This is a genomic window from Streptomyces pyxinicus (genome assembly GCF_024753135.1).
Taxonomy (GTDB): Bacteria; Actinomycetota; Actinomycetes; order Streptomycetales; family Streptomycetaceae; genus Streptomyces; species Streptomyces pyxinicus.
Genome location: NZ_JANUGP010000015.1, coordinates 21,783 through 42,843 on the forward strand (window position 1 = coordinate 21,783; position 21,061 = coordinate 42,843).

Consider the following 21,061-nt stretch of genomic DNA (forward strand, 5'->3'; position numbering starts at 1 on the left):
CCCCTGTCACCGACTCGCGCCCCGGGTCTCCGTATAGGCGATGTTCACCGACGCGAGCGGCGGGCGCCCGCTGCGAAGGTCGAGCCATGAACAGCAACGCGCTACGACGAGGGAACACCACCGGCGGGTGGACGCCGCTGGCGGTCCTGGCCACGGCCCAGTTCCTGGTCGTGCTGAGCAGCTCGATCGTGAACGTCGCCCTGCCCGGCATCCGGACCGGTCTCCAGTTGTCCGACACCGGCCAGGCCTGGACGGTCAACGCCTACGTACTGGTCTTCGGAGCGCTGCTGCTGCCCGGCGGGCGGGCCGGCGACGTGTACGGGCTCCGCCGGGTGTTCCTGCTCGGCACCGGTCTGTTCGCCGCCGCCTCGCTCGGCGCGGCGCTGGCGCCCACCGCGGCCGTGCTGATCGCCTGCCGGGCGGCGCAGGGCATCGGGGCCGCGCTGCTGGCGCCCACGGCGCTGGCGCTCGTACTGACGCTCTACCCGGACGGCGGGCGGCGCGGCACCGCACTCGGCGTATGGGGCGCGGTGTCCGGCGCCGGCGGGGCGGCGGGCGTGCTGCTCAGCGGGGTGCTCACCGACCGGTTCGGCTGGCGCGCGGTGTTCGTGGTGATGGTGCCGCTCGCCCTGCTCGCCCTGGTGGCCACCCGGCTGCTGGTCGCGGCGGACCGGCCGCGCGGCGGGAGCCTGGACGCGCCGGGCGCGGTGACGGTGACGGCGGGCCTGGTGTCGCTCACCTACGGCCTGTCGGGCCGCTGGGTGCTCGCGGTGGTCGGTGCGGTGCTGCTCGGCCTGTTCGCGGTGCTCCAGCGCAGGGCCGCCGACCCGCTGCTGCCGGCCCGGATGCGCGTGGTGGCGGTGCCCAACGTGCTGATGGCCCTGCTCGGCGCGGTCTGGCTCGGGCTGTTCTATTTCCTGCCGCTCTACCAACAACGGGCCCTCGGCTACTCGCCGTTGGAGGCCGGGCTGACCCAGCTGCCCCTCGCCCTGGTGATCACCCTGTCCTCCTGGGCCACCGGCAAGCTGCCCGGCCGCCGGACGCTCCCGGCGGGCCTGCTGGTCCTGGCAGCCGGACTGGCCTGGCTGTCCCGCACCCCGGCCGACGGCACCTTCCTGGCAGACCTGCTCGGCCCGACACTCCTCATCGGCGCCGGACTGGGAGTGGCCTTCGTCCGGCTCACGGCGTTGGCCTCCACCGGTGTGCCGGCCGCCGACAACGGCCTGGCCGGTGGACTGGTCAACGCCACCCGGCAGATCGGTGGAGCCGTCGGCCTGTCCTTCCTGACCCTGCTCCCCTCCGCCGGCGCCGCCTTCCTGGCCTGCGCCGCCCTCGCCCTCCTTCTCACCGCCCTCTCCGCCCTCCGTACCCCGCCGGCGACCGCCACCGACCCGACCTCTTCCACCCTCCCCCTGCGAAAGGCCTGACCATGGCTCTCGAAAAGCCCTTCATCAGCGGCCACTTCAGCCCTGTCTCCGACGAGATCACCGGGCACGACCTGAAGATACGCGGCACCCTCCCGCCCGAGCTGAACGGCCGCTACTTCCGCAACGGCCACAACCCCAAGCCGGGGATCACCCCCAGCCACTGGTTCCGCGGCGCGGGCATGCTGCACGGCATCCGCCTCACCGACGGCCGGGCCGAGTGGTACCGCAACCGCTGGGTGCGTACACCCTTCCTGGAGGGCGTGCCGTTCACCGGGACCGAGCTGGAGGTCAGCGCCGCCGCCACCAACATCATCTTCCACGGCGGCCGTTACCTCGCCCTCCAGGAGGCCAACCTGCCGTACGAGGTGAGCGCCGAGCTGGACACCCTCGGCGTCCATGACTTCGGCGGCAAGCTCACGAGCGCGATGACCGCGCATCCCAAGGAGGACCCGGAGACCGGCGAGCTGCACTTCTTCAGCTACAGCCCCTTCCCGCCGCACCTCAGCTACTACGTGGCGGACGCCTCCGGGGACATCGTCAGGTCGGAGATCGTCGAGGGCGCCGGCCCGTCCCTGATGCACGACTTCGCCATCACCCGCGAGCACGTCGTCTTCATCGACTCCCCGGTGGTCTTCGACCACGCCGAGCAGTCCGGCATCCCCTACCGCTGGCACGATGAGGTTCCGCTGCGCATCGGCGTGCTGCCCCGCGCCGGGGGCTGGACCACCTGGTACGAGGTGCCCGACCAGGCGGCGCTGCTGCACGTCGCCAACGCCTACACCGACGCGCGGGGCCGCATCGTCCTCGAAGCACCGCGCCTGGACCGGTCCAGCTGGGAGAGCTCCTGGAAATGGTGGGTCGGCGCCCCCGGCTACGGCACCAGCCCGGCGACCGGCTCGACCCTGCACCGCTGGATCATCGACCCGGCGACCGGGACGGTCACCACCGAGGCCGTCAACGACCTGGTCACCGAGTTCCCGTCGATCAACGACGCCCACACCGGCGCCGACTACCGCTACAGCTACGCCATCGCTTTCCCCGGCTCGGGTCTGTCGGGCTACCACACCGCCAAGTTCGACACCCGGACCGGCCGGCAGCGGTTGTTCGCCCACGGCGAGGGCCGGATGCCCGGCGAGGCCGTCTTCGCACCCGCCGAGGGCGGCACCGCCGAGGACGACGGCTACCTGCTCACCATCGTCAGCGACCTGGAGGCCGACGCCTCCGAACTGCTCGTCCTGGACGCGGGCGACCTCAGCGAGGTAGCCGCCGTCGAACTCCCCCGGCGGGTGCCGGCCGGCATCCACGGCCACTGGATCCCCGACGCCCACCAGTCCGCCTGACTCCTGCGCCCACCCCGATCCCCGGGCCGCCGCCCTCTCCCTCAGCGGCGGCCCGGGCGCGTACCCAGCCCCACCCCCGCCCTGACCCCAAGGACCCACCATGGCCAGCCCCACCGCCATCGGCGAGACCGCTCCCGTCGTCGCCGACCACACCCTCGGCATCGCCGCCCCCCTCAAGCGGGTCTGGCAGTTACACACCGCAATCGGCTTCTGGCCGGACTGGCAGCCCGACATCACCGAGTCCCGGCCGACGGCCCGCTCGCCCCCGGCACCACCTTCCACTGGGCGACCGCCGACCTCTCCATCGACTCCACCGTCGACGCCCCGCACGGCATTCTCCAGAACTCTTCCGGCGCCATCCGCTCGACAAGCGCGGCAGTCATCACCCCAGGCTGGCGCAAGATCACGCCGACTGAAATGGCGTCCGAGGCCGCAGGCCAGTCTGCCCAGTACCGCGCGCTCCCGCTCGGTCAAGCCGACCTCGTCGGGGCTGGGGCCGTCGATCACCAGCATCCGCTCCGCCCGTCGCGCCCAGGGGCGGGCAGCACCACCGCACCGCCCGGGGCGACGGTCGTCACCGCCCGTACGATCCGCTCCTCGTCCATCGCCGAGTCGACACAGCCGTGCAGCCCGCCCATGAGGATCCGCGACACCTCCACGCCGGTCTCGGCCGGGTGCAGCAGGATGGCCTTCGTCGGGGGAATGCCGGTCGCCGATACCAGGTGCCGGGCGATGGCCGTGGCGTCGGCGAGGATGGCCTCCGGCTGCCCGGCGCGGATCGCCCTACAGCCTGCTTCAGGCCGCCGTAGCCGCTCACCAGGCGCAGTTCGCGCATCGAGGTGAGGATCGTGCGGAGCCCGGCACGGGTCACCGACTGCTCGGCGACGAGCATGACGCGCCCCTGGCCGGGCTCGGACGCCGACTACCCCACCCCGCGCAGCCCCGACGCCGAACCCGTGAGACGACATATCGCCGCCTCCCGTGGTCCACCTGCTTGAAGCCCCTGTTCGCGCACGTCTACCCCCAGGTGCTTGCCTGGAAGCCCCGTTGGACGCCGCCGGAGCCGGCACCGTTGTCCCGGGCTGCGACTTGGCGGACCGTGGGTCTTCCGCGCTGCACAGTGCGCGCAGGGGCCGCCCCGTCAGCGTGGTCGCGCGGTGACCGCCCCGGTGGTGCGGGCGTGCATTGCCGCTGCGCGAGGCGGAGGACGGTCCTCTCCCTTCCCTTCCGTCTGCGCCGACATCTCACCGCATCTACCGATGTGGCCAACAGTGGTGGGGAGTCGAGCGATCGTGCCGGCACACCGTCCCCGCCCCGGCGGCTCCGAGCGGAACTCCAGTCCGAGGGGTTTCGGCACCTGGGCGCATGCGCGACCGGACGACGACGCCATGTCGGTGCCCCGGGCAAGTCGGGTAGTGCCTCCGACTCGGTCGGCATCCTCAGCGGCCGTCTGGGTCACGGGCGGCTCGCCGGAGCGCGAACCCACCTGCCTGAACCTGCGGCAGCGGCAAGCGGCCGTGAGCACGAAGCGCTCGCGCCGACAGTCGCGGCGGAGTTGTGCCGCCTGACGCAGCCGGGGCCCGGGCGACGCTGGTCCGGGCGCCCGCCGGTGACGCAGAGGGGCACCGCCTCCAGCGCCTTCGACGGCCGCGGTGGCACCGAGTCCCGCTGACAGCTGCGCACCGATGGCACACCCGATGCACCGGCGGCTCCGCGGTAGCCGTGCGAGTAGGGAACTATCCGTTACCCAGATGGTGGCGTGTACCAGTCCGATGGGGGCAATGGGGATTCCGAGACACCGGTGGTGTCACTCACTCAAGAGAAAGCAGGAGCCGTGTACATAGGTCTGGGCACCGTCGTCGTCATCGTCCTCGTCGTCCTCGTCGTCATGATGCTCCGCCGCGGCTGAGGCTGCACCGCACCCGCTTGCGTCGCCCGTCGGCGCTGAGGACGGCCGTTCGAAGCAGCCGAGTCCTTTCAGCGCCGACCGGGGCCAACAGGTGTCTGACGGCCGCCTCCGGCGAAGGCTTCTGGTTGACGCAGCTCTGCTGCGGGTATTACAGGCCGTCTTCTCGTCGGTGGGCGGTAAGTCATCACACCGATGTGCCGCAGGTGTAGTGCTCGGCCCAGTGCACCAAGGGTGTGGTGAGTCCACGTGCCGCGCAGTCGGAGGCCGGTCGGTTGTCTCCATCCCCGCGGAGTCTCTCGCCGATTCCATCCTCTCTTCTTTCTCCCTGCGCGTACCCGCCATCGGACTCGCCCGTCCGTCGTCCACGGCAGCCTGGCGGCCGGGCACCGACCCGGCTGTGGAGAGGGTCAGGTCCCCCGGCCCCGATGACCTACCTCACCGCCGTCAACCACCTCAGGCCCCAGGTCGTGTCCGTTCGGGACCGACCGGCGCGCCGGCGGGCCACCCGCCGGTCTATCGGCTCTCTTCGGTGGGATACCGCACATCACCGGGCTGTGCTCATCTGGGTCACCGCGATAGCGGCCGTCCCACGGTGGAGCGAGGGTGGAGGGAGCTTTCCCTTCCCTGTCAGCTCGCTCTCCGCCTCCGAAGGAGCACGGCCATGTCCGGACGCAACACCGTCATCCGCAGCCTGCACGATCTGGGACTGGCAGCGTGGTTCGGCGGCTCCCTGATGGGCGCGGTCGGCCTCAATGCCGCGGCACGGCAGGAGGGCGCCACGAGCACGGACAGGGCTCGTATCGCCTCGGCCGGCTGGGAGAAGTGGATGCCGGTCAGTGCCGCCGCGATCGGAGCCCATCTGTACGGGGGCGGCGGCCTGCTCGCGGTCAACGCCCACCGGGTCGCCAACCAGCAGGGGGTGGCCGCCTCCACCACGGCGAAGACAGTCGTCACCGCCGCGGCGCTCGCCGCCACCGCCTGCGCCCGCGTTCTCGGCAAGAGGATCGAACTCGCCTCCTCCCCCGACCCCGAGGACGTCGAACGGGCGGTTCGGAATCCTGTCGACACCGACCGGGCGCGGAAACACCTCACCTGGGTGCAGTGGGCGGTTCCCGCCCTCACCGGATGCCTCGTGGCCCTCAACGCGCTGCACGGCGAACAGCAGCGGCCCCTGGAACAGCTGCATGGCATGTGGGGGCACGCCCGCTCCACCACACCTCTCCTGCACTGACGGAAACCACAGGGGCGGCGCCGGGTCCCTCGACGCGGTCCTGGACGGCGGGGGCCATACTCCTTTCCGGGGTACCCCACGCGTAGAAGACCCCTCGGGTTGCGGACGGACCGGCAGCCGCGATGAGGCACTCTACGACGGACAGCGGCCTCATCGGTCCGCGCCCCCCGGCCCGGCTCTCAGAGCCGACACCATGGCAGAACCCTGTCGGTGATCACGCTGCGGGAGCGGACGACGGTGGATGGAAACAGGCGGTGACGTCCTTGCCGCGGGGGCAGTGCCGCGTCTGCCAAGCGTCGGCGAGCGCGTCGACCAGGAGCATGCCGCGCCCGCCGGTCGCCTCGCTGTCGCACCCGCGTCGCTCGGGTACCTGGTCACTGGTGTCGTGCACGGTGACGTGCAGACAGTCCCTGTCCCAGGTCAGGATCAACTGCGCGGCACTGTGCGCGTGTACGTGGGCGTTGGTGACGAGTTCGGAGACGGTGAGCAGTACCGCGTCCGCCGTCTCCGGTGCGGTCCGGGGCCAGCCCAGCGTCCGCAGGTGCTCACGCGTCCAGTCTCGGGCAGCCTTCACCGACGTGCTCAGCGGTAGCGACCGCGCCCAGCCCACCGCTCTCAGCGAAGCGTCCTCTGTCACCACTGCTCCCGATTCGACCGGCTCCGTGTCGCCCATCGTCTGCCCGTGATCGGCTCGGGCAAGGGCACGGCTCACATCCGCCGGTACGGGGGCGAACGGGGTGGATCCGCGCCCTGGCCGCCCCGCCCCGCGCCCGTCTCGGTTCCGCCCCCGGATTCGATGAACTCCTTGAACCGCTTCAGGTCACCGGTGGCCTGGCGCTTGACGAAGCCGAGCTTGTCGCCGACGGACTCGGCCAGGCTCTGCGGGTCGTAGTCCGGCTGGAGCATGATCTTGGTGGTGTGGTCGTCGATGTAGTGGAAGGTGACGGCGCCGGCCTGCCGTGCTTCGCCTTCGATGCTGGTCCAGGCCACCCGCTCGCCGGGGATCTACTCGGTGATCTCGACGGCGAGCTCCCGCTCCACCCCGGCGATCCTGGTCTTCCAGTGCGTGAGGGTGCCGGTGCGCTGCTCGATCCGTTCGACGCCGTCCATGAACTGCGGGAAGTCCTCGAACTGGGTCCACTGGTTGTACGCGGTGCTGCCGGGGACGCCGACCTTGATGGATTCCTCGACCTGAGACATGGGCGCGACCTCACATCCGTGGCGGGGCACCGGTGGACTTCACGCCCTCGGCGCCGGTGTACGGCGAACTCCTTCCCGCTAGACCCCCGCAAGGGCCGTCGGATCGTCGAGGGGCACGGGTGGGGAAGGCGATCCGCACGGTGGTGTCCGGTGACTTCGGGTGAGGGTGAGGGTGACAGGATCGGGTGACGCGGGGATGTACGTTCTATCTGATCCGTCCCGTCAGGGTGCTGCCGAGTGGCGTCCGCTCGTAGGATGCGCGGATGGAGAGGACCGCGTGACCGAACACCCCTTTGAGGGACCCGAGACATCACCGGGATGGTGTCAGCGTCTGCACGAACTGTGGCTCGCGGCCGTGCGGGCGCGTGACGTCACCACGCTCGCCACGCTCGTCTACTCCGGCCTTTCCGAGGTCACAGGCGCCGTCGCCGTCGTAGGAGCGCGGTGGGAGGGCCGTCGGACGCGCTACCTGCGACGGTGGACTCCGGACGCCGACGAGCAGGTCACCTGGTATCCGACGGCGGTCGACTGGCCCGGTGGCTCCACGCCGCCGGCCGCTCCCGTGGACGGGGACTCGCCTCGCGTCCGCCTGTGCGCACTCGACGGACCGGACCCGGTGGCGGCATTGGTGGCGCCCTCGCTGCGGGAGACCGGCACGGTCGCCGCGATGGAGTGCGTCTTCCCGCTCGGCGCCGACGACGCCGCGGGCCTGTGGGTGGGGCTGGGGGACGTGCCGTCCGAGGAGGAGCGGCGCGGGCTCGGCGAGCAGCTGGTTCAGATCGCCGACGTGCTCATGGCCAGCAACCGGCGCATCGTGGAGGACGAGATCCACGAGCGGCGCCAGGCACGCGACGCCTTCCTCGCCGAGGCCTCGCTCCAGATGGACGAAAGCCTGGAAGTCGAGGAGACGCTGCGCCGGGTGGCGCGTCTGGCGGTGCCCGCAGTGGCCGAGGGCTGTGCGGTGCACCTCTTCCGGCCGGACGGGGAACTCGAACCCGTCGCCACCGCCCATGTCGCGGCACACGCGCAGACCTGGCTCGGTGACGTGGCTCTGCACGACGCCTGGCTGGCCGCCCAGCTCCGCCGCATCGCCCGCCAGCCCCGGGGTCAGGTGTTGAAGGACGCGGACCTGTCGGGCAGCCCTTTCGGGCCCGACGCCACCGGGGACGGCAAGACCATCCGCGCGCTGAGTGTCAGCCCGCTGCGGGCCCGGGGCCGTGTCCTCGGCACACTGACCTTCCTCTACCACCGCGACGACACCAGCCTCGCGGATCTGCCGACGCTGGCCGACCTGGCCGGCCGGGCCGCTCTCGCCATCGACACGGCCACCCTCTACGACCAGCGCCGCCAGCATGTGGAGACGCTGCAACGTCAGCTGCTCCCCCGCGTCCTGCCCGAGGCCCCAGGAGTAGAGCTGAGCGCCGCTTACCAGGTCGGTGACCCAAGTCTCGACGTCGGTGGCGACTTCTACGACGCGGTGATCACCGGCGACCGGATCTCGCTGTTCATCGGCGATGTGTGCGGGCGCGGGGCCGAAGCGGCGGCATACACCGCGCTGGCCCGCCACACCCTGCGCACCCTGCTGACGGACGGCATGGCTCCGGGCCGGACCCTGGCCCGGCTGAACCAGGCACTTCTCGACGAGGGTGCCTCCCGTTTCGTCACGGCCCTGGTCGTCACCCTCACTCCCGCCGCCGGCGCCGGCTGGGACGCCGAGATCGCCGGCGGGGGGCACCCGTGGCCGCTGGTCCGCCACGCCGACGGGTCGGTGGAGGAGCTGCCGGCCCGCGGCCTGCTGCTGGGCGTCGTGCCCGGCGCCGAGTACGCACCGCACCGTGTGCGGCTCGCGGACGGGGACGCCCTGGTGCTGTTCACCGACGGCCTCTCCGAGGCCCGGGCAGCGGACGGAACCTGTTTCGAGGACCGTCTGCCGGAAGCCGTGGGACGGATCGGAGGGGTCGCCGAAGCTTCGGCGGCCCGGCTGGTCGCCGCCGCTTCCGACTTCCGCGACATGGGTGACGATGACGCCGCCGTACTGATCGCCTACCTGAAGGACCGACCGTGAACCAGGCGCACGCACCGGGTAAGCAGCTGGACATCGGCCGCATCCTGGTACTGGAGGACTCGAAGGAGGACGCGGAGGCGATCGAGCGCGCGCTCTCGCGCAGCCATCCGCAGTTGCGCCTGGAGTTTCTCGACCGCGGCGAGGGCCTCGTCGACCGCCTGCTGGGCGAGGAGCAGGTGCCCGGCATCCTGCTGCTGGACCTCAACATGCCTGGAGTCGGCGGCCACACAGTGCTCCGGGAGATCCGCGCCCGGCCGGAGCTGGCCGACATCGCCGTGGTGGTGTTCACCTCCTCGACGGCGCCGCCGGAGGTCGACGCCTGTTACGCGGCCGGGGCCGACAGCTACGTCTACAAGCCGCTCAACTTCGAGTTGTTCCGTACGGTGCTCAAGGGCGCCGTCGACTACTGGCTGGAGGCCAAGGGTCAGCCTTCCGCACCGCCGGGCTCCGCCTGAGCGTCCTCGCCGAGGCTGAAGTAGAACGCCGTGCCCTCGCCGGGCTCGCTGACCAGCCACAGCCGGCCACCGTGGCGCTCGACGATGCGCTTCACCACGGCGAGGCCCACGCCGGTGCCGCCACCATGCTCCTGCGGTCCGTGCAGCCGGCGGAAAAGGGCGAAGACCTCCTCCTGCCTGTCGGGGGGAATGCCGATGCCGTTGTCGCGTACCACGACGACCTGCGCGACCCGGTCGGCTCCCGGTGGCACCACGTCCTCCACGGTCACCTCCACCATGCGGTCGGGCCGGTCACCCGCGTACTTGGCGGCGTTGACCAGGAGATTGAGCAGGATCTCGAAGATCCGGTCGTGGTCGGCGCGTACGCGTGGCAGGACGCGCGGGCGCGACACCCGCACCCCTTCCTCCGCGAGACGTGGCCCGGCGACCTCCAGGGCCTGGTCGAGAACGTCGTCGAGAGAGATGTCGTCCAGCCTCAGTCCGGTGCGGCCCATCCGCGCGTAGTGCAGCAGCGAGTTCAGCAGGTCGTCCATGCGGGCGGCGAGCCGCTTCATGGTCTCCAGCCTGCGCACGCTCAGGCTGTCCAGGCCGTCCCTCGCGTCCTCCAGGGTGAACGTGGCCGCGTTGGCGATACCCCGCAGCGGCTCCTTGAGGTCGTGCGCGGCGACGTGAGCGAAGGAGTCGAGGTCCAGGTTGGTCATCCGCAGTTCGTCGTTGAGCTGGTCCACCTCGTCGGCGTGGCGGAGCACCAGTTCGGTGAGGAGGCGCCCCATCTCCAGGGCGGCCGCCTGGTCCCGGGCGGTCCAGGGCAGGCTGCGGCCACGGATTATGGAGCGGTAGACGGCGCCCGAGCCGCGCGGTGTCAGGCGCTCGCCCGCCGGGCCGACGAGCACGGGTCGGGACGGGTCCGCGGCCCACTCGCGCGGTGTCTGGCGTTCCTGCCGTACCCAGGCCAGGTAGTCGCCGCTGCGTCCGACGGGCAACAGCAGGACACCGGCGGGGCAGCCCTCCGCCGGCGTGGTGGCACCGTCCGAGGCCAGCAGTTCCGGCAGCCGGTCGGTGGACCACACGCCACCGGAGCTCGCACGGGTCGCGTACCGGCTCAGAGCCAGGACGACCTCCTCGGCCACGGTCAGGCCGGCGGACGACAGACGGCCCCCGCGTACCAGCAGGACACCGTCGGCGCCCACCAGCTCGCGGACCAGCGCCTCATGCCGGAGCAGCGACGCGTCGACGTCCTCGTCCAGCAGCCCGGCGACAGCGGCCACCTCCTGGCCCGAACGTTCCAGGGCATCCGCGCGGTGCCGCTCCTCGATCGCGGCCAGTTGCATGGAGAACGCCGTACCGAACAGCTCGCACGCCGACCGTACCTCCGGCGCCAGGGTGCGCGGTGCGGCACCGTGACAGGCGATGAGGCCCCAGAGCCGGCCCTCCCGCAGCAGAGAGACCGACATCGAGGATCGGACTCCGATGTTGCGCAGGTACTCCAGGTGGAATCCGGAGACGGTCCGCAGCGCCGCGCCGGACAGGTCGAGCGGGGCGCCGGTGGCGGGGCGGCGCGCAGGGCGGAGCCGGGCCGTGGGGTCGTCGACGTCGCAGATGACGCGGATCCAGTTCTCCTCGTACAGGCGCCGCGCCTGCGGAGGGATGTCGGTGGCCGGGAACCACAGGCCCAGCCAGGGTTCCCAGCCCTGCCCGACGTCCTCGGCGACCACCTCGCCGGGGCCGTCGACACCGTCGAAGCGGTAGGCGACGACCCGGTCGTACCCGGTGAGCCGACGTACCTCCCCGACTGCGGCACGACAGCAGTCGAGCACTGTGCCGGAGGACCGCAGCCGGCGCAGCGCACGGCGGACCTCCTGGTAGAAGCCGGCGAACCGGAACGCGTCGTTTTCGTCACGTGGCTCGAATTCCAGCAGCACCAGACCATCGCGGCGGTGGGCGGACAGGTCGAAGCCGGTCCGGTGACCGGCGAAGCCGGCCGTGACGGGGAAGGTGACGGCGATGGAGTCGCCCTCGGCGGAGGCGTCCAGGGCCTCGGCCCAGTCGGACTCCGCCAGTACGGTGGTGACGTGCCGGCCGATCAGGTCCTCGGCCGCCGCGCCGAGCAGTGTCAGGGCGTTGTCGGCCGCGGTGTCGACGAGGCCGCTCGCCGGGTCGACCGCCAGCAGCGTCCCGTGCGACTGGACGCCGCCGAGCTCATGGATCCGTTCCCGCACACACTGCGAGAGGTCGAAGCCCGCGCCGGCGGAAGCCTCTGCCGATCGCGCCCGCTCCGACAACCACTCGTCCGTCATGAGGGGATCATCCCCCACCGGGCTGGTCATCGAAAACGGGGGCACTCGGCTGCGGGGCCGGCGCGGATACGCGCCAACGGCCCCGCGCCGGTGCCCGGCGGGCCGCGACACCTGGGCACGCTGCTCGCCAGGAGCCCGCTCGACTCAACGGGCCCGGCGGGACTGCCGACCGCGTTCTACCCGGCGCCGCCGCGATCGGGCGGATCTGCCGGCGCCCTGGGCGCCGCGTTGGTCTCGCGCTCGGCCATGGCGCGGCAGCTCTGGGCAGCGCGGGAGCGATCGCTGGGCGCGGCTCGATCGGGTGCGCCGGGGAACTGGCCACCGCGTGCCGCTTACCGCGCGGCCGAGCGACCCGTTCCTCCTCGCCTCCCTGGCCTTCACGGCTGCCTGCCTCGCCCTGCTGGGCCGCTTCTTTCGGATCATCGGATCATCGGGACCTGACACGCGTAACCACCCCGGCGGAGAGGTGGGGGCGGACCTGGGACCGGACGGCAGGCAAGACGGTGTGCTGCGAGCTTTCCGCGCCAGTCGTCCTGGGCCCCGGACGCCGAACTGACACCGGGTGGTGGCCGGCCCGGCGAACATCGCCCGCCCCGGAGGGGCCCGCACCGGCCCCGGTGCCGCCGCGGCCCGCCGGTGTCACGTCCGGGCGCGGGGTCCGACCAACTCCTCGTACAGCGCTCGGCGTTGCGGTGAGACCTCGTCGGTCCTGGCGAGTGCGCTCTCCCAGTCGCGCTGGATTTCGTCCAGGTAGGTTCGCCAGTCGCCACTGGGGTGGGAAGCGCCCATCGCCCGCAGGTCGACGAGGCGTTCGTTCTTGCCGAGGCCGCCGGAGCCGATCTTGTCTCCCTTGTGGCCGTGCAGAACCGACTCGGGGTTCGAGGTGGCTTCGGTGGAGCGGAAGTCGTGCTCGTAGCCGACGGGGCTGTCCGCGTGCGGTGCGATGGTCTCGATGCCGATCTGGAGAGAGCCGTCCTTCTCCGTGGTCGGGCGGTGGTAGACCAGCAGCACATGGCCGTACGAGCCATTGGGGAGGACCATGTCGCCGTTCCAGTCCTTGGAGCCGAATCCGCCACCGGAGATGTCCTGACCCCATAGCTTGGGGCTGGCGGCGCCGACGGAGAGCTTGTTCGTGAGGGACGCCATGACGCCGCCCTTCTCCTTGAACTTGCCCGACGTCTCACCCTTGTTGGCGCCGATGGAGGTCCGGTGGGTGGCGAAGTCCCGTTCCGTCACACCGTCTGCGGGCTCCCCCTTGGTGTCGTCCTTGGTCACGCCCAGGAAGTGCGGCAGTCGGTAGGCTGCCTCGTCCTTCGAGCTCAGGGCGGGAATACGGACGTTGACGCGACCTCCGTGGGCCAGTGCCCGGATGACGTCCTGCTCGTAGTTGGCTTCGTGCGCGCCCTTCGCCGGGTTGTAGAGCTCAAGCCCGTGACGCAGCACGAGAAGGATTTTGGTGAGCATCTCACGGCTCTGGGCGTCCTTCTTCGCGTAGTCGGGGGCCTTCTTCTTGCCCTTGCCCAACGCGGCGCCCTCGGCCGGTACGGCACCCTCATGCCGGCGCGCGTCAGCCACACCCTCCGGATACAGGGTGTCGACGGCGGTGTCCCGGATCTGCTGGTCTCGCTCCCGCTCCAGGCCCTGCCGTTCTTCCGGCGTGGTGCCGGGCGCCTGGGTGAGCATGAACCGGCCGAGCGTGTAGGCCGGGTCCGTCGGCGTGAGGACTCCCGGCTCCCGCAGGATCGGGTGGTTCTTGCGGACGGCCAGGGTCGCGGTGAGGACACGCTTGCCGGCAGCCAGTTTCAACCAGTCCTTGAACGGCCCCTCGGTGTACTTCTCGGCCTCGTCGTACGTGCCGATCCCCACGTCTTTGAGCCACTGCTGGTTGACCGAGGAGAGCTGCCTGATGTCGTCCAGGTCCTGGTCGCCGAACGCCTCACCCCGCATCACCCGTCGGTCCAGGGTCTTCCGCAGCCGCATGGGGCCCTGGACCATCCACTGCTCGGGCCACCATGTTCCGGGTGCGAAGACGTTCCGCTTGGACGTCGTCTGGACGGTGTCCTGTTCGATCGACTGGCTGAGGCGGGCGATGATCTCCTTGCCCTTCGGAGCCGCTCCCTCCGCCGGTCCGGCCGCCTCTGCGGCGGACTCCTCGGCGGTGTCGGTCGGTCCCGTGCGCTGGACCGCCGTCTCCGCGGACCGAGCCCCCGGGTGGCCGTGGCCCTCGGCGGCATCCCGGTGGACCGCTCCCTCCCCCAGAACCGTGCTGGTGCCGCCGGAGCGCATCCGCGAGGCGTTCGACTCCGCTTCCCTTTCCTCGCTGTCGTCCGGGCGCGTCATGTTGAACCCGCCGCCCGTCGGATGCCCGACCGAGGCCCTCTGCCGGTTGCGGACCGCGTGCGTCAACTCGTGGTCCAACGTCTGGGAATCGCCGCCCCCTTCACCGATCACGATGTCCTGGTCCACCGTGAACGCCCGGGCCTGCACGGCGGCTGCTGCCTGCTCCGCAGACGGGCCGGTGTGCAGCCGGACACCGGACAGGTCGGCCTGGAACTGCTCCTCCTTGCGGACCCGCGTCGCCTGGTCCAGAGGGCGGCCCGGCGCGCGCAGACCGGCTTCCACGTCGGAGCGGTCGGGAGTGTGCGAGCCGGCCGCGGCATCAGCACGCTGCACGGCCTCTCCCCGGCGGGGCCCGTCTCCTTCCCGCTCGCGGCGCATCATCCTCAGCACCGCCTGATTGCCGACGCTCGCCTGCAACCCCAGCAACCCGCCGGGCGCGGCCGTGCGGACGGTCCTTTCCCGGCCGTCCGCGGCTTCCGAACGCTGCCTGTCGTGCGCCCTCATCGATGCCCCTTACCGAAACGATGACATCGACGGTAGAACCACTGGCATCGCATCGAAAGCGCCGGCCGACGGACCGGAGAACGCCCGCCCCCGCGACACGCGCCTCATCAGTGGCGTTGCACCATGCGGACACCCGTCCTGTCGGAACTCTGCCCCACAGGGCAGTTCATCTGCCCCCTCGGCTCATCCGTCTCTTCGGCAGCCGCATCAGGGTCAGGACCCGTCGGTACCAACGCCAGCACGTTGACCTGCGGCTGGTGAGCCGCCCCCCGCACGAAGTCAACCGTGACGATGCCGCTGTCCGGCACGGTCACCCGGATGTGGCGTCGGTAGCAACATTGGAAGAGCGGTTGGCGCTGAGGTCAATCATGGTCGGCCAGGGTCGCGGCCTTGTACCGCGCGTCCAAGGCTTTGATCCACGAGGTCCAGAGCTGAACGACGTGTTCGTCCAGCAGGAGCCACGCCTCGTGAAGCCAGTTTCGGCAGTAGAGGCCATTGGTGTATTCGCAGACGTCGTCGCCGTAGCCGCGCTCGATGGAGCTCACCAGGGCCGCCCACGCGTTCACCCTTTCAGCGACCGTGAACGCCGTCCTCCAGCCGCGCTGGCGCAACCGCTCTCCCACCTCGGTTTCAGTAGCCACGGGCGTGAGGCTCTCATGTCGAATCCGTCCGGGCGACCGAGATGTGTCCCGACAGAGGCTGGCGGCCCTGCACCATGATCAAGATGAGACGATCTCGCCGTGGCTGGTGTGATCACGGCCTCGAAGCCGGCCTGATGCCCCTGTTCAGCGGGCTGAGGCCGAGGCGGTTCGGCAAGCTGGTGACCGTTCCGAGGCGCCAAGGTGCGGACGCCATCCGCAAGGGCCGACCGTGGAGCTTCCTCTGGAGGACCGGGCCCTTCTGGTCGCGGCCTACTGGCGCACGAACCCGACCATGCGGCAACTCGCCCCGCTGTTCGGGGTGTCCAAGTCGGCAGCGGACCGCATCATCGACCACCTCGTGCCGATGCTCGCGCTCCAGCCCCGCAAGCGGTTCGCCAAGGACACCGCGCTCATCGTAGACGGCACGCTGGTCCCCACCCGGGACCAAATGATTGCCGAGCGGTCGAAGAACTACCGGTACTCCACCAGCCACCTGGTCGTCATCGACGCCGACACCCGCCTGGTCGTCCTGGTCGGCCGGCCGCTCGCCGGAACCGCAACGACTGCAAGGCGTGGGAGGAATCCGGCGCCAAGGCTGCCGTGGGCAACACCGTGACGATCGCCGACGGCGGCTACCCGGGCACCGGACTCGTCATCCCGCACCGCCGGCAGCGCGGCCAGAGCGAACTCCCGGCCTGGAAAGAGGACCACAATAAGTCCCACTAGCTGGTCCGCGCCCGCGTCGAGCACGTCTTCGCACGTATGAAGACCTGGAAGATCCTCCGCGACCGCCGCTTGAAGGGCGATGGTGTCCACCGCGCCATCCTCGGCATCGCCCGGACGTACGACCTTTCCCTCGCCGGGTAGGTCAGCGGGCCTCACGGCGGCCAACCGTGTTTGAGTCGCGCCGAAGATCATTTACGGGACAGCCCTCAGCCTCCAGCGGAGTGGTGATTCGGGCTCTGAACTGCCAGTTGTCCCTCTCAGCGCAAGAGGGAAAGCCGGGAAGCGAGTACAAGAGGCACATCCGCGCCCGCGCCATCGAAGAACTCGCACGGGAGCTCAAGGCCTACCGCGAGGCCCACGCCCAGCACCACACGATGAAAGCCCACCAAACCCGTCAACACCTCCCGCGGGATGCGGCATCGCGGACAGGTAGTCCCCGAAGCCTCCGCTGGCACGGGCTTGCAGTCGGGGTGAGGTGAGTACCGGCGCGTGCGCGGTGCGCAGGACACGGTGTCCTCGGTGTTCAAGTGCCCTCACCAACGCGCGGTCCTCGCCGGCGGCCAGCGGGGGGAAGCCGCCGACATCCAGATAAGCGTCAGCGGCGACACCGAGGTTGGCGCCGTGCACGTGGGGGTGGTGCCAGGGCGCGCCGTCGGCTGGTCGTGTCGCCTCGTAGAGGGCGCGGTGCGGTGCGGCCAGGGGTGAGGACGGTGGCAGGAACACCGTGCCGACGACGGCCTGCCAGCCCTGGCGGGCCTGGTCCAGTTGATGGGCCAGCCAGTTGGGCGGAACGGTGCTGTCGGCGTCCGTGGTGGCGATCCAGGTGTCGGCCGGGCTCTGCGGCCCTCGGGCGAGCGCATGGCGGACGCCTGTGTGCCGGGCCGTTCCAGGGTTACGGCAGTCAGTGATGACGACGTGGGCACCGGCATCACGGGCCAGCGCCGCCGTCCGGTCGCGACAGGTGTCCGCCACCACGACAGTCTCCACCCGGACACCGGCGAGGCCAGGGTGGCGGGCCGCCACCGCGAGCGCGGTGAGCGCGTGCGGCAGGAGTGCCTCTTCGTCGTGGGCCGGGATGACGACGGTGACGTACGGGGTCACACCAGGCCCTCTTCCGCCGCGACCGAGATCGCGCGGCGGCCGTCCGGCCCGCGTCTACGGTGCACCTGGAGGACGAAGTCCTCCTCGCGGTGGTCGGCCAGCAAGTCGAGTTCCAACCGTGCGGCGAGGAGGTCCGCGATGCCGCTGCCGGTGGTCAGGTGCTCGGGTACCGGATGGTCCCAGTGCACCGTGACGAGGGTGCCGCCCGGTTCGAGCGACGCCACAGTGCGCCGCACGAACCGGTCGAACGTGGCGTCGTCGAGGTAGTAGAGCAGTTCGGACAGGACGATCAGGTCGAAGGATCCGGTCGGCCACTCCTCGGGCAGCACCATCCGCCGGACCTCCACGTGGGGAAGGTCTCGGGTGCGGTGGCGGGCCGTAGCCACCGCCGAGCCGACCCGGTCACAGGCGAACACGGCGTCGCAGCGGACGGCCAGTCGGCGGGTGAGCTCGCCGACCGAGCAGCCCGGCTCGAAAGCCCGCCGGTAGCGGGGCTGGGGCAGGGCGGCGACGGTCAGGTCGTACTTGCGGCGCTCGTACCAGCGTTCCGCCAGGTGCCACGGGTCCTCCGCACCGCGGTACATGTCGTCGAAGTACGCGTCGGGGGTGCGCGGGCGGCTCATCCGAACACCACTTCCCAGCCGCGCAAGTGGTGGGCCTGCTCCTCGGGGGGCAGAACCGCGGCGTCCCGCGGACCGGGGCCGAGGGGGCGGATCTGGCTGGTGAAGCGGGCGACCGCGGCGTGTTTGCGTGCCTGCACCGCGGCCGGCAACACGATCCGGGAGGCTGTCGCCCAGGGCACACGGGGATCGCCGGGTTCGGCCCAGTGCCACAGCCACACCGGGTACAGCCGGCACGGCACGTGAGCCGCGCGCGCGGCGGCCAGCGCCGCGCGTCCCACCGCCTCATGGTCACCGTGCACGTCACCGGTCCACGGGGCCAGGCACAACGCGGCCCCGTCCAGCAGCTGTGTCAGCTCGCCGACGAGTCGCTCCTCGTGGTCGGCCACTCGCGTGTCGGGAAGCCGCAGCCGGACGACATCGGCGTCCGGCAGGCCCAGTTCGCCCAGGGCGTCGCGCAACTCGCAGGCCCGCACCTCGGCGAGCCGCTCCGGCGTGAACCGGGCGCTGCCCGGGTGGGAGCCCTCCCCGTCCGTCACCGACACCACGGTCACCGCGACTCCCGACGCGGCCAGGATCGCGAGAGCGCCACCCGCTCCCAGCACCTCGTCGTCGGGGTGGGCCGCCGCCACGACGACCCGGCCCGCCTCGGGCAGGGTGTACGCGGGCATGCGGAGCCAGCCGTCCCACGCCCGCCAGCGCGCCTCCTCGGTGCCCGGGCCCTGGATCGGGTCGGCGTACGGGCTTGGCTCGGCGCACCGTTCAGTGCTCATCGGCCCGCTCCGTCCCGGTCGCCGCGGGTCACCCGTTCCCCAAGCGCTGCCAAGTCCCGTTCGGCGTGGTGCTGGCGTACGTAAACGGCCAGGTCCGCGACGGCCCGGGCGTGCCGCCCGTCGTGGCACAGGGGCCCCGCTCCCGTCGCACGTCCCACCCGGTCCAGGACCTCGGCGCACGTGTCGGCGACCAGCGCACGCACCCGCAGGGCCCGCAAGGCCGCCGTACCGGCCCTGTCCAGGGGGTCGGCGTCGATCTCCTCAGCCGCCTGGCCGAGCACCGTCCGCGCCGCGTGCAACCGCAGGTCGACGGCGCCCGCGTGCGCGTCGGTGAACGGGTCGGCCCGGCTTCCGGCCCGCTCGAACAGGGCGCGCGCCACCGCTTCCGCCCCGCCGAGCCAGCAGGCGGCCACGCCCACACCGCCGTGATGGAAGCCCGGCCGGCGCAGATACGCCTCCGCCTCGCCGACCGGGACGGCGGACACCAGGGTGAAGCGGACGTCCGGGCTGTCGCTGCCGGCCATACCGACCGCCGGCCAGGTCCCCGGTACCGGACGGCAGCCGGGTCCGTCGCCCGCAGCAGGGGTAGTCGAAGCGTCACCCCGGCCGTGGGCCGGCCCATTGCGGACCGCGAACAGGCGCCGTCCGTCGTCGGCGCACGCGGTGACCAGGGCGTGCGTGCAGCTGTGCGCACCCGAGCAGTACTGCTTGAGGCCGTCGAGCACCCAGCCGTCGCTCGTACGAGAAGCGGTCAGCCCCGAACCCGGCGGCTCAGCGGCCCACACAGCCCAGTACTCCCCCACTCCGACGGGCGCCTGTCCCAGCTCGGCGAGGATCGCCACGGCATCAAGGTGGCCCTCCACCAGCCTGGCCACGGCCAGGTCGTCACGGGCAACCGCGCGCAGCGCGTCGAGCCGAGCACGGGTGCGGCCACTGCCAGGGAGCGGGCAGTCACCGGTTTCGACCGCCTTCGTGTCGACGTACTCCACGAAACGGGCGGCAACCCTGCGCGCTTCCGAGCCGGGCGCGGCATCCTCAGCGGCTGGGGACGATGCGACGCCGGCCGCCACAAGTCTGCCTTCCTGCACAGGTGGTACTCCTCGCTATCCGAGACGACGCCCGCCGGGCGCCGCGCTGTCCGCCCGTCTCCCACGCGGCGAACCGGCCCGTCAGCCGGAACCCTCCCGTGGTCGTCATCGACCAATGACCCGCGCACCTGAGTGCCCCCGGCTCCGGCCCCTACACCAGAACATCCATCAGCGCGACGCTGTGGGAGCGCCCCCTCAGAGGACGTGAGACGGTACGCCCCAACGGCATGCAGCGACCCCGCGGACGACCCCGCGGACTAGGAGGAGCAGGGTTCCACTGCTGGGTCCGCGGGGCCGGTGCATGACTCACCTACCCGGAGGTGCGTCCGATAAGCCCGTTCCCTCCCGACCACTCGCCAGAAACGTGGCCCATGCGAGGGGCCCGGCATCCTTGGGTTCCAGGAGTCGTTGCAACACCCCATCGTCCGGTGAACGCCCGGAAGCCGCGGAATCGTTGGCTGCCTTCCTGGACACGTACTCGCTGGAGCCGCTGCGCCGTTACCTGAGCGAAAGCGGCTTGGATGACACCGAGGCCCACAGCCGAGCTGCCGCGATCGACGCGTTCGTCCTGGGTGTCTCCACCCGCCGACGCGTCCTGCGTCAGGATCTCGGAGACCCCGCCGCGCTCGAAGACTGGCTCGGCATCACCATCCAGCGCCTCACCGACGGCTGACAGCACGACGCCGCAGAATGCCACCTACGTCGACTCGACACGGACTCCTGGATCGCGTCCGCAGTATCACGGGAGCCGGCATCGTGGGCAGGCGGGGATGACCAGGGCCTGGCGGTGACGAACGCGTTCCCCATAACGGGTGGCGTGGTGAGGGCTACCGGAGCGGGATGTCGGCTCCGTACTCACCCCTGGGCCGGGGGCCGCGGATACGCCGACCGGTTTCAGTGATGGCGAGGTCGTTGATGCTCGCTTCCCGGCGTCGCATGAGGCCGTGCTCGTCGAACTCCCACAGTTCGTTGCCATAGCTGCGCCACCACTGGCCCTCCGCGTCGTGCCACTCGTACTGGAACCGGACGGCGATCCGGTGCTCGTGGAAGCTCCAGAGGCTTTTGCGCAGCGCGTAGTCCCGTTCGCGCTCCCACTTCTGTGTCAGGAAAGCGACGATCTCCTCGCGGCCGCTGACGAACGTGTCCCGGTTCCGCCACGTGGAGTCCGGCGTGTAGGCCAGGGCCACCCGGTGGGGATCGCAGGTGTTCCATGCGTCCTCAGCGGCCTGGACCTTCTGAAGGGCGGATTCCCGCGTGAACGGCGGGTAGGGCGGGTGATCTTTCGGCACTGCGACCTCCTCGCGTTGAGAACGATTGTTCTCCATGAGTGCACTAAGGTAGGGA

16 protein-coding genes and 2 pseudogenes are annotated in these 21,061 nt (G+C 71.2%); 7 read left to right on the forward strand and 11 right to left on the reverse strand.

Going from position 1 to position 21,061, the window contains the following annotated elements; translation table 11 throughout:
• Positions 1-86: 86 nt before the first annotated feature.
• Positions 87-1,427, forward strand: a complete 1,341-nt coding sequence (locus NX794_RS20135) for an MFS transporter (RefSeq protein WP_258779987.1) — start codon at positions 87-89, stop codon at positions 1,425-1,427.
• Between the two features lie 2 nt (positions 1,428-1,429).
• Positions 1,430-2,767 (forward strand): carotenoid oxygenase family protein, encoded by a 1,338-nt coding sequence (locus NX794_RS20140; protein WP_258779988.1) that lies wholly within the window; start codon positions 1,430-1,432, stop codon positions 2,765-2,767.
• A 503-nt stretch (positions 2,768-3,270) separates the two neighbouring features.
• Here NX794_RS20140 and NX794_RS20145 read toward each other — a convergent pair.
• Positions 3,271-3,405, reverse strand: a complete 135-nt coding sequence (locus NX794_RS20145; RefSeq protein WP_258779989.1) for a hypothetical protein — start codon at positions 3,403-3,405, stop codon at positions 3,271-3,273.
• A 1,932-nt stretch (positions 3,406-5,337) separates the two neighbouring features.
• Between NX794_RS20145 and NX794_RS20150 the strand changes: the two genes are divergently transcribed.
• A complete protein-coding gene (locus NX794_RS20150; protein WP_258779990.1) occupies positions 5,338-5,907 on the forward strand; it encodes a hypothetical protein in 570 nt (189 codons plus the stop codon).
• 214 nt (positions 5,908-6,121) lie between these two features.
• Here the strand turns inward: NX794_RS20150 and NX794_RS20155 are convergent, their stop codons facing one another.
• Both NX794_RS20155 and NX794_RS20160 read right to left on the reverse strand, forming a co-directional pair.
• A complete protein-coding gene (locus NX794_RS20155) occupies positions 6,122-6,580 on the reverse strand; it encodes an ATP-binding protein (RefSeq protein ID WP_258779991.1) in 459 nt (152 codons plus the stop codon).
• Positions 6,581-6,615: 35 nt separating this feature from the next.
• Positions 6,616-7,107 (reverse strand): annotated as a pseudogene (locus tag NX794_RS20160) (SRPBCC family protein).
• A gap of 277 nt (positions 7,108-7,384) precedes the next feature.
• Between NX794_RS20160 and NX794_RS20165 the strand changes: the two are divergent.
• Positions 7,385-9,172 (forward strand): PP2C family protein-serine/threonine phosphatase, encoded by a 1,788-nt coding sequence (locus tag NX794_RS20165; RefSeq protein ID WP_258779992.1) that lies wholly within the window; start codon positions 7,385-7,387, stop codon positions 9,170-9,172.
• Positions 9,169-9,627 carry a response regulator gene (locus tag NX794_RS20170; RefSeq protein WP_258779993.1) on the forward strand — a complete coding sequence of 153 codons (459 nt, stop codon included), beginning with the start codon at positions 9,169-9,171 and terminating at the stop codon, positions 9,625-9,627. The genes NX794_RS20165 and NX794_RS20170 overlap by 4 nt, the downstream gene beginning before the upstream one ends.
• On the opposite strand, the gene NX794_RS20175 is transcribed toward NX794_RS20170, so the two are convergent.
• The 3 genes from NX794_RS20175 to NX794_RS20185 form a co-directional block, all read right to left on the reverse strand.
• Positions 9,597-11,924, reverse strand: a complete 2,328-nt coding sequence (locus tag NX794_RS20175) for an ATP-binding protein (protein ID WP_258779994.1) — start codon at positions 11,922-11,924, stop codon at positions 9,597-9,599. The two genes, NX794_RS20170 and NX794_RS20175, sit on opposite strands and share 31 nt — an antisense overlap.
• 639 nt (positions 11,925-12,563) lie before the next feature.
• Complete coding sequence (locus NX794_RS20180) at positions 12,564-14,597, reverse strand: eCIS core domain-containing protein (RefSeq protein WP_258779995.1); 2,034 nt, start codon at positions 14,595-14,597, stop codon at positions 12,564-12,566.
• A 533-nt stretch (positions 14,598-15,130) separates the two neighbouring features.
• The gene (locus NX794_RS20185) at positions 15,131-15,409 is read right to left on the reverse strand and encodes a hypothetical protein (RefSeq protein ID WP_258779996.1); all 279 of its coding nucleotides are present in this window, start codon (positions 15,407-15,409) and stop codon (positions 15,131-15,133) included.
• 99 nt (positions 15,410-15,508) lie between these two features.
• Here NX794_RS20185 and NX794_RS20190 point away from each other — a divergent pair.
• Positions 15,509-16,276: pseudogene (locus NX794_RS20190) on the forward strand (transposase).
• 195 nt (positions 16,277-16,471) lie between these two features.
• Here NX794_RS20190 and NX794_RS20195 read toward each other — a convergent pair.
• From NX794_RS20195 to NX794_RS20210, 4 genes are read right to left on the reverse strand one after another with little or no spacing between them, the layout of a single operon-like run.
• Positions 16,472-17,236, reverse strand: coding sequence for a glycosyltransferase family 2 protein (locus NX794_RS20195; protein ID WP_258779997.1), 765 nt, complete (start codon positions 17,234-17,236; stop codon positions 16,472-16,474).
• Positions 17,233-17,859: a class I SAM-dependent methyltransferase gene (locus tag NX794_RS20200; protein ID WP_258779998.1), complete on the reverse strand. Its 627-nt coding sequence runs from the start codon at positions 17,857-17,859 to the stop codon at positions 17,233-17,235. Before NX794_RS20200 ends, NX794_RS20195 begins: the two co-directional genes overlap by 4 nt.
• The gene (locus NX794_RS20205; protein ID WP_258779999.1) at positions 17,856-18,629 is read right to left on the reverse strand and encodes a PIG-L deacetylase family protein; all 774 of its coding nucleotides are present in this window, start codon (positions 18,627-18,629) and stop codon (positions 17,856-17,858) included. The genes NX794_RS20200 and NX794_RS20205 overlap by 4 nt, the downstream gene beginning before the upstream one ends.
• Positions 18,626-19,717, reverse strand: coding sequence for an acyl-CoA dehydrogenase (locus tag NX794_RS20210; protein ID WP_428985934.1), 1,092 nt, complete (start codon positions 19,715-19,717; stop codon positions 18,626-18,628). Before NX794_RS20210 ends, NX794_RS20205 begins: the two co-directional genes overlap by 4 nt.
• Positions 19,718-20,171: 454 nt before the next feature.
• Between NX794_RS20210 and NX794_RS20215 the strand changes: the two genes are divergently transcribed.
• Positions 20,172-20,390 carry a hypothetical protein gene (locus NX794_RS20215; RefSeq protein WP_258780001.1) on the forward strand — a complete coding sequence of 73 codons (219 nt, stop codon included), beginning with the start codon at positions 20,172-20,174 and terminating at the stop codon, positions 20,388-20,390.
• A gap of 154 nt (positions 20,391-20,544) precedes the next feature.
• On the opposite strand, the gene NX794_RS20220 is transcribed toward NX794_RS20215, so the two are convergent.
• Positions 20,545-21,042, reverse strand: a complete 498-nt coding sequence (locus NX794_RS20220; RefSeq protein ID WP_258780002.1) for a nuclear transport factor 2 family protein — start codon at positions 21,040-21,042, stop codon at positions 20,545-20,547.
• Between the last annotated feature and the right edge of the window lie 19 nt (positions 21,043-21,061).

Bases quoted from the DNA above. Each gene is read 5' to 3' on its own strand.
- NX794_RS20140 (WP_258779988.1), top strand. From the start codon at position 1,430: ATGGCTCTCGAAAAGCCCTTCATCAGCGGCCACTTCAGCCCTGTCTCC.
- NX794_RS20155 (WP_258779991.1), bottom strand. From the start codon at position 6,580: ATGGGCGACACGGAGCCGGTCGAATCGGGAGCAGTGGTGACAGAGGAC.
- NX794_RS20145 (WP_258779989.1), bottom strand. From the start codon at position 3,405: ATGGGCGGGCTGCACGGCTGTGTCGACTCGGCGATGGACGAGGAGCGG.
- NX794_RS20150 (WP_258779990.1), top strand. From the start codon at position 5,338: ATGTCCGGACGCAACACCGTCATCCGCAGCCTGCACGATCTGGGACTG.
- NX794_RS20220 (WP_258780002.1), bottom strand. From the start codon at position 21,042: ATGGAGAACAATCGTTCTCAACGCGAGGAGGTCGCAGTGCCGAAAGAT.
- NX794_RS20205 (WP_258779999.1), bottom strand. From the start codon at position 18,629: ATGAGCACTGAACGGTGCGCCGAGCCAAGCCCGTACGCCGACCCGATC.
- NX794_RS20200 (WP_258779998.1), bottom strand. From the start codon at position 17,859: ATGAGCCGCCCGCGCACCCCCGACGCGTACTTCGACGACATGTACCGC.
- NX794_RS20135 (WP_258779987.1), top strand. From the start codon at position 87: ATGAACAGCAACGCGCTACGACGAGGGAACACCACCGGCGGGTGGACG.
- NX794_RS20175 (WP_258779994.1), bottom strand. From the start codon at position 11,924: ATGACGGACGAGTGGTTGTCGGAGCGGGCGCGATCGGCAGAGGCTTCC.